We start from the raw sequence: 15344 nt of genomic DNA, 5'->3' as shown, positions 1-15344 counted from the left end.
CAGGGAACGTGCGGCGGCGCCGCGATCGTGCCGCGCGGGTGCCGGCGCCGCGGTCACAGGGTGCGCAGCAGGACCGCCGGCTGTTCCACGCAGTCCGCCACATAGCGCAGGAAGCCGCCCGCGGTGCCGCCGTCGCACACCCGGTGGTCGAAGGTGAGCGAGAGCTGGACGACCTGGCGCACCGCCAGCTCGCCCTCGTGCACCCACGGTTTGGGGACGATGCGGCCGACGCCGAGCATGGCGGCCTCGGGGTGGTTGATGATCGGCGTGGAGCCGTCGACGCCGAACACGCCGTAGTTGTTCAACGTGAAGGTGCCGCCCGTGAGGTCCGCGGGGGTGAGGGTGCCGGTGCGGGCCGCCTCGGTCAGCCGGGCGAACTCCGCGGACAGGGCCTCGGCGTCACGCGTGTGTGCGTCCTTCACGACCGGCACGACCAGTCCCCGCTCGGTCTGCGCGGCGAACCCCAGATGCACGGCGTCCAGCCGGACGATCTCCCTGGCCGCCGTGTCCACGGTGGAGTTGAGCTCGGGGAAGCGGGAGAGGGCGGCGGTGCAGATCCGGGCGAGCAGCGCGAGCAGGGAGATCTTCGGAGCGCCGGTCGCGTTCATCGCGGCACGCGCCCGCATGAGTTCCGTCGCGTCGGCGTCCACCCAGCAGGTGGCGTCGGGGATCTCGGTCCGACTCCGCGAGAGCTTGTCGGCCACGGCGCCCCGGACACCCTTGAGGGGGACGCGGGTCTCTCCGGGGGTTGTCGCGGTTGTCGCAGGGGCTGTCGCCGGGGTGGCGGCCGGCACGGGTGCCGTACGCGTCTGTACGGCGGCGGCCCGCAGGGCGTACTCGACGTCCGCCCGCAGGATCAGTCCGTCGGGGCCGGAGCCGGTGAGCTCCTTGAGGTCGAGGCCGTTCTCGCGCGCGAGCCGGCGCACCAGGGGCGAGATCACGGGCACGGGCCCGTCCGCCACGGCCTCGGGCGCACCGGCCCGACCGGCCGCGGTGGCCCCGGACTCGTCCACCCTTGCGGTCGCCACCGCCCCGGACGCGTCCCGTCCGGGCGTCTGTGCCCGGGGCCCGCCGTCCGGCTCCCCGACCGGCTCGGCGGCGACGCTCCGGCCGTTCGCGGCCGTGGGCACGGCGGGTGTCGGCCGTACCCTCCGTCGCCGCGCGGGTGCCTCCGAGGTGCCGTACCCGACAAGTACGTTGCCCGAGCCTCCCGCCGAACCGGTGGATGCCTCGGTCGAACCTGTGGATGCCTCGGTCGAACCGCCGGGGGCTGCCGCTCCGACCGCCACCGTGATCAGCGGTGCCCCCACCGGGAGCTCGCTGCCCTCCTCACCGAAGCGGGCCGTGACGACTCCGGCGTAGGGGCACGGGACGTCGACCATCGCCTTGGCCGTCTCGACCTCGACGACCGGCTGGTCGACCGCGACGACGTCGCCGACCTCCACCAGCCAGCGGACGATCTCCGCCTCGGTCAGGCCCTCGCCGAGATCCGGCAGCCTGAACTCCAGCACCTGCGCCATCAGCTCTCCGCCTCCCATTGCAGACGCCCCACGGCGTCCAGGATCCGGTCCACGCCGGGCAGATGATGACGCTCCAGCATCGGCGGCGGATAGGGGATGTCGAACCCGGCCACGCGCAGCACCGGCGCCTCCAGATGGTGGAAGCAGCGCTCCGTGACCCGGGCCGCGATCTCCCCGCCCGGTCCGCCGAACCCGCCCGACTCGTGCACGACGACCGCCCGCCCGGTCCGCCGTACCGAGGCCGAGACCGTGTCGTCGTCGAACGGCACCAGTGAGCGCAGGTCGACGACTTCGAGGTCCCACCCCTCCTCCCGCGCGGCCTCGGCGGCTTCGAGGCACACGGGTACCGACGGGCCGTACGTGATGAGTGTGGCGCTCCGGCCCGAGCGCCGCACCACCGCGCGGCCTATCGGTTCAACGGTCCGGGGATCGTCCGGGTTCCAGGAGTCCTTCGACCAGTACAGCCTCTTGGGCTCCAGGACGACGACCGGGTCGTCGGAGGCGATGGCGGCGCGCATCAGGCCGTAGGCGTCGGCGACGGTCGCGGGCGTGACGACGTGGAGCCCCGGCGTCGCCATGTAGTACGCCTCGGAGGAGTCGCTGTGGTGCTCGACCCCGCCGATGCCTCCGCCGTAGGGGACCCGGATGGTGATCGGCAGCGGCATCGCCCCGCGCGTGCGGTTGCGCATCTTCGCCACATGGCTGATCAGCTGCTCGAACGCCGGGTACGCGAAGGCGTCGAACTGCATCTCCACGACCGGCCGCAGTCCGTACATCGCCATGCCGACGGCCGTGCCGAGGATGCCCGCCTCGGCGAGCGGGGTGTCCGTGCAGCGGTCCTCGCCGAACTCCTTGGCGAGCCCGTCGGTGACCCGGAAGACACCGCCGAGGGTGCCGACGTCCTCGCCCATGACGTGCACGGTGGGGTCGGCCGCCATCGCGTCGCGCAGCGCGCGCGTGAGGGCCTGCGCCATGGTGGCCGGCTTGAGGGCGACGGTGGTCATCGGCGCGTACCCCCGTGAGAGTCGTGCTCGGCTTCGAGCTCGGCACGCAACTGGGCCTGCTGCTCGCGTAGTTGCGGGGTGGGCTCGGCATAGACATGGGCGAACAGGTCCATGGGGTCGAGGACCGGGTCCTGGTTCATGCGCTGGCGCAGCCCGGCGGCGAACTCCTCGGCGTCCTGGCGCACGGCCTCGATGCCGGCCTCGTCGATCAGGCCGCGCTCGGTCAGCTCGTGCTCCAGGAGGGCGATCGGGTCGTGCCCTCGCCAGGTCTCGACCTCGGCGTCGCCGCGGTAGCGGGTCGCGTCGTCGGCGTTGGTGTGGGCGTCCACGCGGTAGGTGATCGCCTCCACCAGGGTGGGGCCGCCGCCCGCGCGCGCGTGGCGTACGGCGGCGCTGAGGACCTCGTGCACGGCGGCCACGTCGTTGCCGTCGACCAGCCGGCCCGGCATGCCGTAGCCGACGGCCTTGTGGGCCAGCGACGGGGCCGCGGTCTGCTTGGCGAGCGGGACGGAGATCGCGAAGCCGTTGTTCTGGACCAGGAAGACCACCGGGGCCTGCCAGACGGCGGCGAAGTTCAGCGCCTCGTGGAAGTCGCCCTCGCTGGTGCCGCCGTCGCCGACCATGGCGAGCGCGACCACGTCGTCGCCCTTGAGGCGCGGCGGCGTGCGCGAGGCCGACGGCGTGCGGGAGCTGGGTGGCGAGAGGGGTGCACAGGGGAGCCACGCGGTGTTCGCGCGGGTCGTAGCCGGTGTGCCAGTCGCCGCGCAGGAGGGTCAGCGCCTGCACGGGGTCCAGGCCACGGGCGACGGCGGCGAGGGTGTCGCGGTAACTGGGGAAGAGCCAGTCACGGTCCTGAAGGGCCAGCGCGGCGGCGACCTCGCAGGCCTCCTGTCCGGTGCTGGACGGGTACACGGCGAGGCGGCCCTGCTTGGTGAGGGCGGTGGCCTGCGTGTTGTAGCGGCGGCCGCGCACCAGCTCGGCGTACAGGCGGCGCAGCAGGGCCGGGTCGGCCTTCGCGGCCGCGTCGGTGCCGAGGACGCGTCGTGGCTCCGCGTCGGGCAGCAGGGGCGCGGGGTCCGTGCGGGGCTGCCAAGCGGGCGGCGGCGCTGGCCGGTACGCGCCCCGCTGCTCCATGACCGTCATGACGGCACCTCCTCGTGGGAGCGGCTGGTGGCGCACCACGGGTGTGTGAAGCGCCTCACCTACCGATTGTTCGGTCGTCGGCACATTTTGGCTACCGGCCCCCTCAGGCTGTGGACAAACGGTTCTCCACAGCCTCCAATGAACGCAGTACGTCCATGACAGGGAGGCGGGGGGACATGGCATCTGAACAAATGGCCGAAGGCCCGGAGAGCGGCGCCCCCCTCCCGCCCCCGCGTCCGCTCGACGCCATCGATCAGGACATCCTCCAGATGCTCCAGGCGGACGGCCGCGCGTCGATAAGGTCGGTCGCCGAACGGGTCCATGTCTCGCGCGCCAACGCCTACGCGCGGATCAACCGGCTCGTCGAGGACGGCGTCATCCGCGGCTTCGGAGCTCGCGTCAACCACGAGCGCGCGGGCCAGGGCACCTCGGCGTACATCACCCTGAAGATCGTCCAGAACTCCTGGCGAACGGTCCGAGAACAGCTCAGACAGCTGCCCGGGGCCTCCCACATCGCTCTGGTCGGCGGGGACTTCGACGTGCTGCTCCTCGTCCACACGTCCGACAACAGATCCCTGCGCGAGCTGGTCCTGACCCGCCTCCAGGCGATCCCGGAGGTCCTCAGCACCCGCACCCTCCTGGTATTCGAGGAGGAGGACCTGGAACCGCAGGGCTGAGGTCAGGACTGTTCGCGCAGCCCCGAGAACACCAACTGCGCCACCGCGTCGGCTACTTCGCGCTCGTTCATCCCTCGCCCGTCCGGGCGGTACCACTCCACGATGGAGTTGATCATGCCGAAGACCAGGCGGGTCGCGAGGCGTACCTCCACGTCGCCGCGTACGTCGCCGTCCGCGGCCGCCGCCTTCAGGAGCTCGGCGACCTGGTGGTCGAAGTCACGGCGGCGCTCCAGGGCCCAGCGCTCGGTGCCGGTGTTGCCGCGCACACGCAGCAGCAGGGTGACGTACGGGAGTTCGGCGATCAGCACCTCGACCATGCGCCGCACGACGTACTCCAGGCGGGCGGAGGCACGGCCCACGCGCGCGTGCTCCTCGTCGAGGATCCCGAAGAGGCCGTCCAGGGCCCGGCTGACGGCCCGGCGCAGGAGCTCCTCCTTGCCGGACACATGGTGGTAGATCGACGACTTGGAGATACCGGCCGCCTTGGAGAGGTGCTCCATGGAGGTGCCGTCGTAGCCGCGCTCGTTGAAGATCTGGACGGCGACGGACAGCAGCGTCTCCGGGGTGTACGTGTCCCGCTTGGCGGTCGTCATGAGGTGCTGCCCTCCCGCTTGTCGGAGGCGTACGCGTGGCGGTACAGCGCGAGCGAGGGTGCGTACCGCCCGGAGGGGTCGCGCAGGTGCAGGTCGTCGAGGAGGGCGTAGGCCCAGTTGCGGCCGAGCCTGCGGCTCCACTCGAACGGGCCGAGGGGATAGTTCACCCCGAGCCGCATCGCGGTGTCGATGTCCTCCTGGGTGGCCACGCCCTTGGCGACGGCGTCGTGCGCGAGGTCGACGATGCGGGCGACCGTGCGGGCGACGATCATGCCGGGCACGTCACCGATGACGCTGACGTCCTTTCCGAGCGCCTGGAAGAGCCCGACGGCCTCGGCGAGGGTCTGCTGCGAGGTGTCCTGGGAGGCGGACAGCGCGATGCGCGTGGCCCTGCGGTAGTCGAGGGCGAGGTCGAAGTAGACGACGTCCCGGAACTCCACCGAGGTCTGCCCGTCGGCGAGGGCGAGCTGGCCGCCACTCGGCATGACCAGCCGGGTGCCGTGGTCCTCCTCGTCCTCGCGGACCGGAATGCCCGCCTCGCGGATGAGGGCGAGCAGTTCGGACGCGGGGCCCAGGTCGCCCTCGGCGACGACGTACGCGGGCGCCTGGGCCGGCTCCGCGGTGTGCGGCTCGTCGCGCTCGGCGCCGTCCGTGTAGTCGTACCAGCCCTGTCCGCTCTTGCGGCCGAGCCGGCCCGACTCGACCAGACGCTGCTGGGCCAGCGAGGGCGTGAAGCGCACGTCCTGGAAGAAGGCCCGCCACACGGAGTGCGTCACGGACTCGTTGACGTCCTGCCCGATCAGGTCGGTCAGTTCGAACGGGCCCATCTTGAAGCCGCCGCACTCACGCAGGACCGCGTCGATGGTGGCGGGCTCGGCGCCCTGGGCCTCGTAGACCGCGAACGCCTCGGCGTAGAAGGGCCGCGCGATGCGGTTGACGATGAAGCCCGGGGTGTCGGCGCAGGCGACCGGCGTCTTGCCCCACGCGCGTGCCATCTCGTACGCGCGCGTGGCCGAGGAGACGTCGGTGGCGAACCCGGAGACGACCTCGACCAGCGGCAGCAGCGGGGCGGGGTTGAAGAAGTGCAGGCCCACGAAGCGGCCCGGGTGGCGCAGGGCGCCGGCGATGGCCGTCACCGACAGGGAGGAGGTGTTGGTGGCGAGCAGACAGTCCTCGACGACGATGTCCTCCAGCTCCCGGAAGAGCTGCTGTTTGACGTCCAGTCGCTCCAGGACGGCCTCGATGACCAGGGTGCAGTCCGCGAGGTCGGTGAGGTGCTCCGCGGCCGCGAGACGGGCGCGCGCCGCATCCCGGTCGGCGGCGGTGAGCCGGTCCTTCTCGACGAGCCGGTCCAGCCGGGCACCGATCGCATCGGCCGCCTCCCGGGCACGGCCGGGGGCGGCGTCGTACAGCCGTACGCGATGCCCGGCGACCAGCGCGACCTGGGCGATGCCCTGGCCCATGGTGCCGGTGCCGACGACGGCCACGGGGCTGCTGAGGTCGAGTCCTGTCATGTGCGCGATCCTCCCGCACGGGGTTTTCCACAGATGCGGCGGACCCCCTTGTCCCGACCGATCGTTCGGTTACTCTAACTCTGTCTGGCTGTTCCTGCCCATGTTTCTGCCCAGGTCATGAGCTCGACGAAGAGTTCGAAAGACGAGGAGTTGGTCCCGCATGGCCGCCGAACTGACCGTCCACCAGCTGATCGCCAAGCACCGGCCCACCCTCGACCAGGCCCTCGAAGCGATCCGCACCCGCGCGTACTGGTCCCCGCACCCGGAGCATCCCAAGGCCTACGGCGAGCACGGCAGCCTCGACATGGCGGCGGGCAAGGCAGCCTTCGACGCCCTCCTGGGCACCCGCCTCGACCTCGTCCAGCCCGGCACGGACGACTTCGTGGGCGGTGAGGTCTCGCCGTACGGCATCGAGCTGGGCGTCGAGTACCCGCACGCGGACGTGGACGTGCTGCTGCCCGCGATGAAGGCGGGCCAGAAGGCGTGGCGGGACGCGGGTGCGGAGATCCGCGCGGTGGTGTGCCTGGAGATCCTCAAGCGGATCAGCGACCGGACCCACGAGTTCGCCCATGCGGTCATGCACACCAGCGGCCAGGCGTTCATGATGGCGTTCCAGGCCGGCGGCCCGCACGCGCAGGACCGCGGTCTGGAGGCGGTGGCGTACGCATACGTCGAGCAGGTCCGCACACCCGACACCGCGGAGTGGACCAAGCCGCAGGGCAAGCGCGACCCGCTCGCGCTCACCAAGCAGTTCACGCCGGTCCCGCGCGGGATCGGCCTGGTCATCGGCTGCAACACCTTCCCGACGTGGAACGGCTATCCGGGCCTGTTCGCCTCCCTGGCCACCGGCAACGCGGTCCTGGTGAAGCCCCACCCGCGCGCGGTGCTGCCGCTCGCGCTCACGGTCCAGGTCGCGCGGGACGTCCTGAGCGAGGCCGGCTTCGACCCGAACCTGGTGGCGCTCACCGCCGAGCGCCCCGGCGAGGGCATCGCGAAGACCCTGGCCACTCGCCCGGAGATCCGGATCATCGACTACACCGGCTCGACGGCGTTCGGCGACTGGCTGGAGGCCAACGCCCGTCAGGCGCAGGTCTACACGGAGAAGGCCGGCGTCAACTCGGTGCTCGTGGAGTCGGCCGACGACTACAAGGGGATGCTCACCAACCTGGCCTTCTCGTTGTCGCTGTACAGCGGCCAGATGTGCACGACCCCGCAGAACCTGCTGATCCCCCGGGACGGCATCCGCACCGACGAGGGTCCCAAGACCTTCGACGAGGTCGTCGCCGACCTGGCCCGCTCCGTCGACGGCCTCCTCGGCGACGACGCGCGCGCGAACGCCCTGCTGGGCGCGATCGTCAACCCGGACGTGAAGGCCCGCCTGGAGGCCGCGGCGGGGTTGGGAGAAGTCGCCCTGGCGTCGCGGGAGATCGCCAACCCGGAGTTCCCGGGCGCGGTCGTCCGCACCCCCGTCGTCGTCAAGCTGGACGGAGCCAAGCCGGACGACGAGGCCGCCTACATGAGCGAGTGCTTCGGGCCGGTGTCCTTCGCCGTAGCGGTGGACTCGGCTTCCGACGCGGTCGAGTTGCTGCGCCGGACGATTCGCGAGAAGGGCGCCATGACGGTCGGCGCGTACACCACCGACGAGGAGGTCGAACAGGCCGTCCAGGAGGTCTGCCTGGAGGAGGCGGCCCAGTTGTCGCTGAACCTCGTGGGCGGGGTCTACGTCAACCAGACGGCCGCGTTCTCCGACTTCCACGGATCGGGGGGCAACCCCGCGGCGAACGCCGCGCTGTGCGACGGGGCGTTCGTCGCGAACCGGTTCCGGGTGGTCGAGGTGCGCCGGGAGGCCTAGGACCCGCCGAGGCTCCAGTGGTAGAGCGTCATCGCCACGCTTGTCGCCAGGTTGTAGCTGGAGACCTGGGCGCGCATCGGCAGCGCCACCAGATGACCGGCACGCGCGCGGAGTTCGGGCGACAGCCCGCTGCGCTCCGAGCCGAAGGCGAGGACGGCGTCGTCCGGGAGCTTCACGCCCCGGATGTCGTCGCCCTCCGGGTCCAGGGCGAACACCGGGCCGGGCGGCAGCTCGGCGACGGCCAGGCGCTCCACCGCGGTCGCGAAGTGCAGGCCCGCGCCTGCGCGTACGACCGTCGGGTGCCAGGGGTCGAGCGTGCCCGTGGTGACCACGCCGGTCACCCCGAAGCCCGCGGCCAGCCGGATCACGGCCCCGGCGTTGCCGAGGTTGCGTGGATTGTCGAGGACCACGACGGGGGCGGTACGCGGCGTGTGTGCCAGCTTCTCGAGATGGGCGGCCCTGGACGGTCGTACGGCCAGGGCCGCCACCGCCGTCGGGTGCGGACGCGGCACGAGGGACGCGTACACCGACTCGGGGACCTGTGTCAGCAGCGCGTCCAGGGTGTCCCGTACGTCCGGCGCCAGCTCCTCGGCCAGGGCGAGCGCGGCGCCCCGGTCGACGGCGACCGCCACCGGGACGTCGGCCCCGAAGCGCACGGCGTGCTTGAGGGCGTGGAAGCCGTCGAGCAGCACGGAGGTGTCGGCGAGCCGGTGCCACAGGCTCACGGGATCGGGACCGGTCATGCCGGGAAGCCTACGTGCGTGTGATCGGGGTTCTCGGGGTCGCCGGGGTCGGCGCCAGGGCCGCCGACGGGCCCCGGGGTCCGCACGGATCCCGGCTCCTTCGGTGCGCCCTGCTGGGGGCCCGGTTGCCCCTGGTGAACCTGTTGCCGCTTCGAACCGTGCTGTCGGGGCAGCTCCGGACCCGGGCCGCCCCCGCCCGCGAAGCGCGCCCACAGGCGGCCACGCGCGCGTGCGGCCCCGTCGCCGAGCCGGCGAAGGAAGGACGTCGGCAGGAAGACCGAGTCGGCGGCGATCATCGCCAGCGAGAAGAACGGCAGGCCGAGGACGACCGCGATCACGGCGTGCTCGGTGATCATCGCGGCCAGCAGGATGTTCTTCACCCGCCGGTTGAACAGCGTGAACGGGAACGCGACCTGCACGGCGACCGTGCCGTAGGTCACCAGCATCACCATGACGCCGTGCGCCGACAGCAGGTCGGCGAGGGCGGGCCACGGCGAGAAGGACTCCAGATGGAGGGGGTAGTAGACGGCGGTACCGTCCTGCCAACGGGAGCCCTGGATCTTGTACCAGCCCGCCGTCGCGTAGATCAGACAGGCCTCGGCCATGATCACGAGCAGGGCGCCGTTGTGGACGATGTTGGCGATGACGTCGAGCATGATCCGCGGCTGGCCGGACCGGGCGAACCGTCCGACCGCCCACCACAGGGCCTGCGCCGACCACAGGCCCCACAGAAGCGCCGGGACGAACCAGTCGCCGTTCAGCTTCCCCAGGAAGGCCACCGACACCAGCACGAGCCCGAGGACGCCCCACAGGGCCGGACCGGCCCGGTCCACCACATGCTCCCCACGCGCGCGTGCCGCCCGCGTGCGCCGGGCCCGCCGCTCATCCAGGGACCAGACCTGGCCGCAGCGCGTGAAGACGAGATAGATGCACATCAGATGCAGGACGTTGTCGCCGCCGTCGCCCATGAAGATGCTGCGGTTCTGCAGCGAGAGCACACCGACCATGAAGAGCACGGACATCGCGCGCGTGCGCCAGCCGAGCAGCACCAGCAGGCTCGACAGGACGGCCAGCACGTAGACGGTCTCGAACCAGAACCGGCCGTCCGACCACATCAGGGCCGTGAACGCGCCGTTGATCGATATCAGCTGCTCGGCGAGGTTCCAGTTCCAGGGACCGTCCGGGCCGTACAGCTCCTGACGGTGCGGGAACTCACGCAGCAGGAACAGCAGCCAGGTCGCGCTGAAGCCGATGCGGATCATCGCGGTCTGGTAGGGACCGAGAGCGGTCTCGGTGACGCGCGCGATGCCGGTCGACACCGCCAGGGCGAATCGGTTCACGGGGCGCTCCCCTCGGTGTCGTCCGCCGTCACGGCCCACCAGGGCAGCTCGCGGTAGACCGGCTGCACCGAGACCTTCTCCTCGCTCCACTTCGGCGGGGGCACGTTCGTGGTCCTGGAGCGGACCTGGACGCTCACGAGGACGTCGCCCCGCGCGGTCGCGTCGTCGCGCTCCAGGCGCAGCACCACGATGCGGCGCAAATAGGTCTCGGACAGGGTGCCCCGCAGGCCGACCGGGCGGTTGTCGGCGTCGTGCGTGGCGACGAACAGGTCCCAGGAGCGCCGCAGCTCGTTCTGCTGGGTGTGGCTGGGCAGCGGATTGCCGTCTATGGCGCGTCCGTCCTGGGCGGACAGGTCGTACCACCCGCTCGTACGGCTGCCGCCGTCAGCGCTGCGTATCCGGGCCCGGACCTGCACCGCGATGTTCAGCTGTAGCGGGTTCGGCGCGAAGAGCTTCCAGTTCTGCTCGAACTCCGGGTAGACCCAGTCGTCGACCGCCCTGCCGTGCTGCTTGGTCACCGTGTTCTGCGGCGCGACGTGCAAGAACACCATCCCGATGTGCACACAGACGGCGACGGCCACGACGGCGAGCGCCAGGACGACACCGATCTGATAGCGGAGGGAGAGAGCGGCCACACCGGTAGGGGGGTGGGGGTCGCCGTAGGGGGCGGGGGCTGCCGCGGCTGGGGCTGGGGCCTGGCGTATCGCATCGGGGTCGGAGGGCCGCGTGCCCGTGGACTCGACGTACGGATCCGGCGCGGTCGGCGGCACCTCGGCGGGCTCACCAGCCGGTGCGGGCGACTGCGCCCGCGGCTGAGAGGGCGCGGCCGGCGCATCCGGCGCTTGCGTCCTCTCCGCCCCGTCAGGCCCGTCCGGCCTCTGTGGCTCAGGGACATCACCCGGCTCGCTCGGGGCGCCCGGTTGCCGCCGGGCGTTCGAGCCTCCGTCGTACGCGTCCATTCCGCCCCGTTCCCGATTCCGTCCGTCCACCGCCGCCCGCCCGCAGGGGCCGCAGCGGCCGGTGGCCGACGCGCGCACCCGCCTCGCCGCGGCTCGCACCGGCACGGTACTCAGGCCCGACCGCCCCGCACAGCCCCTTCCGACCCGCCCCGCCGTGGCCGTTCTCACTCCCGCCCCGGTTTTCCACAGGGAGCCCGGTGGGTTTTCCACAGCGGTTGACACCTTACGGCGCCCGGCACACCATGGAATCGCACGAACCGAACGATCGGTCGGGAGCGGGTTCCGGCGGAGCCCAGGTCGAGGGGGCCTCATGGCGACAGCAGCCGCGCACCAGACGGTGAGCACACAGACGTACGGCGCTCAGGGCGCCGCCGGCGACACAGACGCGTACGAGAGCGACTTCGACGCAGCCGTGGCCGCCGACGAGCGCATCGAGCCGCGCGACTGGATGCCCGACGCCTACCGCGCGACCCTCGTCCGCCAGATCGCGCAGCACGCGCACTCCGAGATCATCGGCATGCAGCCGGAGGCGAACTGGATCACCCGCGCGCCCTCCCTGCGCCGCAAGGCCATCCTGATGGCCAAGGTGCAGGACGAGGCGGGGCACGGCCTCTACCTCTACAGCGCGGCGGAAACCCTCGGCACCGGCCGCGACGAGCTCCTCGACAAGCTCCACTCCGGCCGCCAGAAGTACTCCTCGATCTTCAACTATCCGACCCTGACCTGGGCGGACGTCGGCGCGATCGGCTGGCTGGTGGACGGCGCCGCGATCACCAACCAGGTCCCGCTGTGCCGCTGCTCCTACGGCCCGTACGCGCGCGCGATGGTCCGCATCTGCAAGGAGGAGTCCTTCCATCAGCGCCAGGGGTACGAGCTGCTGCTGGCCCTGAGCAACGGCACGCCCGAGCAGCACGCGATGGCCCAGGACGCGGTGGACCGGTGGTGGTGGCCGTCCCTGATGATGTTCGGCCCGCCCGACGACGAGTCCGCGCACTCCGCGCAGTCGATGGCCTGGAAGATCAAGCGTCATTCCAACGACGAGCTGCGGCAGCGCTTCGTCGACATCTGCGTTCCCCAGGCCGAGTCCCTGGGTCTCACGCTCCCCGACCCGGACCTGCGGTGGAACGAGGAGCGCGGGCACCACGACTTCGGCCCGATCGACTGGACGGAGTTCCGGGAGGTCCTCAAGGGCAACGGACCGTGCAACGAGCAGCGGATCACCCAGCGCCGTCGGGCGCACGAAGAGGGCGCCTGGGTGCGGGAGGCGGCCGCGGCCTACGCGGCGAAGCACACCGGCGAGACAGGAGCGACGCGCGCATGACGAACACCGACTGGCCCCTGTGGGAGGTTTTCGTGCGCTCGCGCCGCGGCCTCTCCCACACCCACGCCGGCAGCCTGCACGCCCCGGACGCGGAGTTCGCCCTGCGCAACGCACGCGATCTGTACACCCGGCGCGGCGAGGGCGTCTCGATCTGGGTGATCCCCTCGTCCGCGATCACCGCCTCCTCGCCCGACGAGAAGGACCCGTTCTTCGAGCCGTCCGCCGACAAGCCGTACCGGCACCCGACGTTCTACGAGATCCCGGAGGGGGTGAAGCACCTGTGAGCACACCTGAGACGACGGCTGCTCCCGCACCCTCCCCGATTCCCACTGCGGCCGCCCTGGCTCTCGGCGACGACGCACTGGTGCTCTCGCACCGCCTGGGCGAGTGGGCGGGCCACGCCCCCGTCCTGGAGGAGGAGGTCGCCCTCGCCAACATCGCCCTGGACCTGCTCGGCCAGGCCCGACTGCTGCTGTCCATGGCCGGCGACGAGGACGAACTGGCGTATCTGCGTGAGGAGCGCGCCTTCCGCAACCTCCAGCTGGTGGAGCAGCAGAACGGCGACTTCGCCCACACCATCGTCCGACAGCTCTACTTCTCCACCTACCAGCACCTGCTCTACGCCGAACTGGCCGCGGGCGACGGTCCCTTCGCCCCGCTCGCCGCGAAGGCCGTCAAGGAGGTCGCCTACCACCGCGACCACGCCGAGCAGTGGACCCTGCGGCTGGGTGACGGCACCGAGGAGAGTCATGAGCGGACCCGGCGGGCGTGCGAGGCGCTGTGGCGGTTCACCGGCGAGATGTTCCAGCCGGTGGAGGGAGTGGACGTCGACCGGGAGCGCATGGAAGCCGCCTGGCTCGCGTCCGTGGGTGAAGTCCTTCGCCGGGCCACCCTGACCGTCCCCGAAGGGCCGCGCACGGGCGCGTGGGCCGCCGGGGCGGGACGACAGGGCCTGCACACCGAATCCTTCGGGCGGATGCTCGCCGAGATGCAGCACCTGCACCGCAGTCACCCGGGGGCGTCATGGTGACGCTCACCCCGCTGGAGACCGAGCTGTTCGCGCTCGCCGGTTCGGTACTCGACCCCGAACTGCCCGTGCTCACCCTGCACGAGCTGGGTGTGCTGCGCGCGGTGCATGTACGGAACGCGGACTCGGTCGAGGTAGAGCTGACCCCGACGTACACCGGCTGCCCGGCGATCGAGGCGATGTCCCAGGACATAGAGCGGGTGCTGCAGGAACACGGCGTGCGGGAGGTCACCGTCCGCACGGTGCTCGCGCCCGCCTGGTCGACCGACGACATCACGGCCGAAGGGCGCCGCAAGCTGCGGGAGTTCGGCATAGCGCCGCCCCGCGTTACGGCCGCGGCCGGGCCGGTCGCGGTGCAGCTCGGGCCGACGCGGACGCTCGACACGGCGACCGAGGCCGTCCTCTGTCCGCACTGCGGTTCCGCCGACACCGAACTGCTCAGCCGGTTCTCCTCCACCGCGTGCAAGGCGCTGCGGCGGTGCCTCGACTGCCGTGAACCGTTCGACCACTTCAAGGAGTTGTGATGGCCCGCTTCCACCCGCTCCCGGTGGCCGCGGTCGACCGGCTCACCGACGACTCCGTGGCTCTGACCCTCACCGTGCCGCCCGAGCTGCGCGAGGAGTACCGGCACGCCGCCGGCCAGCATCTCGCCCTGCGCCGCACGGCCGGCGGCCGGGAGATACGCCGGACCTATTCGATCTGCTCCCCGGCAGCCGACGGCGAGGGACCTCGCGAACTGCGGGTCGGCGTGCGGCTGGTGGAGGGCGGGGCCTTCTCGACGTACGCGCTCAAGGAGATCAACGTCGGTGACGAGCTGGAGGTGATGACGCCGGCGGGCCGGTTCACCCTCGACCCGGCGCCCGGTCTGTACGCGGCGATCGTCGGCGGCAGTGGCATCACCCCGGTGCTGTCGATCGTGGCGACGCTGCTGGCGCGGGAGCCCGGGGCCCGGTTCTGCCTGATCCGCAGCGACCGCACCTCCGCGTCCACGATGTTCCTCGAGGAGGTCGCCGACCTGAAGGACCGCCACCCCGAGCGCTTCCAGCTGGTCACGGTGCTCTCCCGGGAGGAGCAGCAGGCGGGGCTGCCGTCCGGGCGGCTCGACCGGGAGCGGCTGACCGCCTTGCTGCCGGCGCTGCTGCCGGTGGACCGGGTGGCGGGGTGGTTGCTGTGCGGACCGTTCGGACTGGTGCAGGGCGCGGAGAAGGCGCTGCGGGAGCTCGGGGTTGCCCGTCCCCGTATCCACGAGGAGATCTTCCATGTGGATGCCGGGGCTGCCCCGGCGCAGACGGTCCCCGCGCCCGCCCACAGCACGGTGACCGCCCGGCTCGACGGACGTGGCGGCAGCTGGCCCGTCCAGGACGGCGAGTCGCTTCTGGAGACGGTGCTGCGCAACCGATCCGACGCGCCCTACGCCTGCAAGGGCGGGGTGTGCGGGACCTGCCGGGCCTTCCTGGTCTCCGGCGAGGTGCGCATGGACCGCAACTTCGCGCTGGAGCCGGAGGAGACGCAGGCGGGCTATGTACTGGCGTGCCAGTCGCATCCGGTGACAGAGAAGGTGGAACTGGACTTCGACAGGTAGGTCGGGGGGAGCCCGTTCCCTTCTCCTAGAACCTGTTCTATCTTGACGGACCGTCAGATCAGCTGACCC

Annotated in this window: 14 protein-coding genes and 1 pseudogene; 7 read left to right on the top strand and 8 right to left on the bottom strand. The window is 71.7% G+C overall.

Features of this window, described 5'->3' with window-relative positions:
- Positions 1-53: 53 nt before the first annotated feature.
- The 3 genes and pseudogenes from QF027_RS24860 to pdhA all read right to left on the bottom strand — a co-directional run bounded on the left by QF027_RS24860 (position 54) and on the right by pdhA (position 3667).
- The gene (locus tag QF027_RS24860) at positions 54-1520 is read right to left on the bottom strand and encodes a dihydrolipoamide acetyltransferase family protein (protein ID WP_307077127.1); all 1467 of its coding nucleotides are present in this window, start codon (positions 1518-1520) and stop codon (positions 54-56) included.
- Positions 1520-2524, bottom strand: a complete 1005-nt coding sequence (locus QF027_RS24855; protein ID WP_306978808.1) for an alpha-ketoacid dehydrogenase subunit beta — start codon at positions 2522-2524, stop codon at positions 1520-1522. The genes QF027_RS24860 and QF027_RS24855 overlap by 1 nt, the downstream gene beginning before the upstream one ends.
- A pseudogene (pdhA, locus tag QF027_RS24850) lies at positions 2521-3667 on the bottom strand (pyruvate dehydrogenase (acetyl-transferring) E1 component subunit alpha). Before pdhA ends, QF027_RS24855 begins: the two are co-directional and overlap by 4 nt.
- Positions 3668-3858: 191 nt before the next feature.
- On the opposite strand from pdhA, the gene QF027_RS24845 reads away from it, so the two are divergent.
- Positions 3859-4344 carry an Lrp/AsnC family transcriptional regulator gene (locus QF027_RS24845; RefSeq protein WP_306986613.1) on the top strand — a complete coding sequence of 162 codons (486 nt, stop codon included), beginning with the start codon at positions 3859-3861 and terminating at the stop codon, positions 4342-4344.
- A 2-nt stretch (positions 4345-4346) separates the two neighbouring features.
- Here the strand turns inward: QF027_RS24845 and QF027_RS24840 are convergent, their stop codons facing one another.
- Positions 4347-4937, bottom strand: coding sequence for a TetR/AcrR family transcriptional regulator (locus QF027_RS24840; protein ID WP_306978812.1), 591 nt, complete (start codon positions 4935-4937; stop codon positions 4347-4349).
- Positions 4934-6451 (bottom strand): 3-hydroxyacyl-CoA dehydrogenase, encoded by a 1518-nt coding sequence (locus QF027_RS24835; protein ID WP_307077125.1) that lies wholly within the window; start codon positions 6449-6451, stop codon positions 4934-4936. Before QF027_RS24835 ends, QF027_RS24840 begins: the two co-directional genes overlap by 4 nt.
- A 160-nt stretch (positions 6452-6611) precedes the next feature.
- Between QF027_RS24835 and paaN the strand changes: the two genes are divergently transcribed.
- Positions 6612-8303 (top strand): phenylacetic acid degradation protein PaaN, encoded by a 1692-nt coding sequence (paaN, locus tag QF027_RS24830; protein ID WP_307077124.1) that lies wholly within the window; start codon positions 6612-6614, stop codon positions 8301-8303.
- On the opposite strand, the gene QF027_RS24825 is transcribed toward paaN, so the two are convergent.
- The 3 genes from QF027_RS24825 to QF027_RS24815 are packed head-to-tail and all read right to left on the bottom strand — an operon-like array spanning position 8300 to position 11345.
- Positions 8300-9046, bottom strand: a complete 747-nt coding sequence (locus QF027_RS24825; RefSeq protein WP_306978818.1) for a TrmH family RNA methyltransferase — start codon at positions 9044-9046, stop codon at positions 8300-8302. The two genes, paaN and QF027_RS24825, sit on opposite strands and share 4 nt — an antisense overlap.
- On the bottom strand, positions 9043-10386 hold the full coding sequence (locus QF027_RS24820; protein ID WP_307077122.1) for an HTTM domain-containing protein: 1344 nt from the start codon (positions 10384-10386) through the stop codon (positions 9043-9045). The genes QF027_RS24825 and QF027_RS24820 overlap by 4 nt, the downstream gene beginning before the upstream one ends.
- Positions 10383-11345: a DUF5819 family protein gene (locus QF027_RS24815; protein ID WP_307077120.1), complete on the bottom strand. Its 963-nt coding sequence runs from the start codon at positions 11343-11345 to the stop codon at positions 10383-10385. Before QF027_RS24815 ends, QF027_RS24820 begins: the two co-directional genes overlap by 4 nt.
- A gap of 310 nt (positions 11346-11655) precedes the next feature.
- Here QF027_RS24815 and paaA point away from each other — a divergent pair, with 310 nt between their 5' ends.
- Genes paaA through QF027_RS24790 form a run of 5 tightly spaced genes read left to right on the top strand, consistent with a single transcriptional unit; the run spans position 11656 to position 15275 of the window.
- On the top strand, positions 11656-12666 hold the full coding sequence (paaA, locus tag QF027_RS24810) for a 1,2-phenylacetyl-CoA epoxidase subunit PaaA (protein WP_307077118.1): 1011 nt from the start codon (positions 11656-11658) through the stop codon (positions 12664-12666).
- Positions 12663-12950, top strand: coding sequence for a 1,2-phenylacetyl-CoA epoxidase subunit PaaB (gene paaB, locus QF027_RS24805; RefSeq protein ID WP_306978827.1), 288 nt, complete (start codon positions 12663-12665; stop codon positions 12948-12950). Before paaA ends, paaB begins: the two co-directional genes overlap by 4 nt.
- A complete protein-coding gene (paaC, locus tag QF027_RS24800; protein ID WP_306978828.1) occupies positions 12947-13696 on the top strand; it encodes a 1,2-phenylacetyl-CoA epoxidase subunit PaaC in 750 nt (249 codons plus the stop codon). The genes paaB and paaC overlap by 4 nt, the downstream gene beginning before the upstream one ends.
- A complete protein-coding gene (gene paaD / locus QF027_RS24795) occupies positions 13690-14217 on the top strand; it encodes a 1,2-phenylacetyl-CoA epoxidase subunit PaaD (RefSeq protein ID WP_306978831.1) in 528 nt (175 codons plus the stop codon). Before paaC ends, paaD begins: the two co-directional genes overlap by 7 nt.
- Positions 14217-15275, top strand: a complete 1059-nt coding sequence (locus QF027_RS24790) for a 2Fe-2S iron-sulfur cluster-binding protein (RefSeq protein WP_306978833.1) — start codon at positions 14217-14219, stop codon at positions 15273-15275. The genes paaD and QF027_RS24790 overlap by 1 nt, the downstream gene beginning before the upstream one ends.
- Positions 15276-15344 lie beyond the last annotated feature (69 nt).

Origin of the sequence: Streptomyces canus, from assembly GCF_030816965.1 — a bacterium.
GTDB classification, from domain to species: Bacteria; Actinomycetota; Actinomycetes; order Streptomycetales; family Streptomycetaceae; genus Streptomyces; species Streptomyces canus_E.
This window is presented reverse-complemented; position numbering and strand designations above follow the sequence as displayed.